The 380-nt window shown below is 47.4% G+C and carries 2 tRNA genes; both read right to left on the bottom strand.

The features are described from left to right. Window positions 1-3: 3 nt before the first annotated feature. A tRNA-Glu gene (locus H5089_RS20075) sits at window positions 4-79 on the bottom strand. A 182-nt stretch (window positions 80-261) separates the two neighbouring features. After that, a tRNA-Glu gene (locus H5089_RS20070) sits at window positions 262-337 on the bottom strand. Window positions 338-380: the final 43 nt, after the last annotated feature.

The raw sequence follows: 380 nt of genomic DNA, 5'->3' as shown, positions 1-380 counted from the left end.
AAGTGGCGTCCCCAAGGGGATTCGAACCCCTGTTACCGCCGTGAAAGGGCGGTGTCCTAGGCCTCTAGACGATGGGGACACATAAATGTGTCACTAGGACAACTGAATTTTTAGACTCGTTTCAGGCGAGCTTTCTTAATAACACTACACTTCCCTATTAAAAATAAGTAAGTGGCGTCCCCAAGAGATTAGTACTCTTGATAACGTCGTGCATAGAGAGTGCGGTGTCACACTGCTTTACACAATACTTAAAATAGTAAGTGGCGTCCCCAAGGGGATTCGAACCCCTGTTACCGCCGTGAAAGGGCGGTGTCCTAGGCCTCTAGACGATGGGGACACATAAATGTGTCACTAGGACAACTGAATTTTTAGACTCGTTT

It is taken from the genome of Pseudoalteromonas sp. SR45-1 (genome assembly GCF_014163655.1).
Taxonomy (GTDB): domain Bacteria; phylum Pseudomonadota; class Gammaproteobacteria; order Enterobacterales; family Alteromonadaceae; genus Pseudoalteromonas; species Pseudoalteromonas distincta.
Note: the sequence above shows the minus strand (reverse complement) of the source record. Positions and strands in the feature narration are given on the sequence as shown.